Annotated in this window: 1 protein-coding gene; it reads left to right on the forward strand. The window is 48.8% G+C overall.

What is annotated here, in order from left to right; all coding sequences use genetic code 11:
• The first annotated feature begins 23 nt into the window (after positions 1 to 23).
• Positions 24 to 1,181 (forward strand): glutamine-hydrolyzing carbamoyl-phosphate synthase small subunit, encoded by a 1,158-nt coding sequence (gene carA, locus GNE10_RS34645; protein WP_185570523.1) that lies wholly within the window; start codon positions 24 to 26, stop codon positions 1,179 to 1,181.
• Positions 1,182 to 1,206: the final 25 nt, after the last annotated feature.

Consider the following 1,206-nt stretch of genomic DNA (forward strand, 5'->3'; position numbering starts at 1 on the left):
CCCCACTCCCCACTCCCCACTCTATGTCCTTGTCTGACGCAATACCAGCTTTACTTGTCTTGGCAGATGGAACCACTTATCGCGGTTGGTCTTTCGGTGCTACGGGAACCGCCATTGGAGAAGTGGTATTCAACACTGGGATGACTGGCTATCAAGAAGTACTGACCGACCCTAGTTACTGCGGTCAGATTGTGATTTTTACTTATCCAGAATTGGGGAATACTGGTGTCAACCCTGAAGATGAGGAATCACAACGCCCCCAAGTGCGGGGTGCCATCGCCCGAAACATTTGTCATCGACCAAGTAATTGGCGATCGACCCAATCCTTACCCGACTACCTCAAACAGCATCAGATACCAGCTATCTATGGCATCGACACCCGCGCCCTCACCCGCAAAATCCGGATGTTCGGAGCCATGAACGGTGGTATTTCCACAGCTATTCTGGATGAGGGAGAATTGCTAGAGCAGGTGCAAGCAGCTCCCAACATGGCAGGATTGAATCTGGTTCGGGAAGTGACGACGGCAAAAACTTATGAATGGTCAGATCCCACGATTCCAGCCTGGGAATTTAATCCGGAAACCACCAACAATATAGAGAAACCCTTTACCGTTGTTGCCCTGGACTTTGGCATCAAACGCAATATTTTACGTCGTTTAGCCAGTTATGGTTGTCGGGTAATTGTTGTACCTGCTGATACGCCACCAGAGGAAATTCTCAACTACAATCCTGATGGTGTCTTTCTTTCTAACGGGCCTGGTGACCCTGCTACCGTCACCGAAGGAATTGCAACTACCAAAGCGCTGCTGCTGAGTCAAAAACCCATCTTTGGGATTTGTATGGGACATCAAATTTTGGGTCATGCCTTGGGAGCAGAAACCTATAAACTCAAATTTGGTCACCGTGGTTTGAACCAGCCAGCGGGTTTACAACAAAAGGTAGAAATTACCAGCCAAAACCATAGTTTTGCCATTGATCCAAATTCCCTACCCGCAACAGTTGTGGAAGTTAGTCACCTAAATTTAAACGATCGCACCGTTGCCGGGGTACGTCACAAGTCTCTGCCTGTATTCTCTGTACAATATCACCCAGAGGCCAGCCCTGGCCCTCACGATGCTGATTACTTGTTTGAGCAATTTGTTCAAGCTATGCGAACAGCGCGTCAGAGTGATGGTAACTAGGGAATGGGGAATGGGGAGATGGGGA

Origin of the sequence: Nostoc sp. 2RC, assembly GCF_014222165.1 — a bacterium.
Lineage (GTDB): Bacteria > Cyanobacteriota > Cyanobacteriia > Cyanobacteriales > Nostocaceae > Nostoc > Nostoc linckia.

Coding starts and splice junctions, on each gene's coding strand:
- carA (WP_185570523.1), top strand. CDS start 24: ATGTCCTTGTCTGACGCAATACCAGCTTTACTTGTCTTGGCAGATGGA.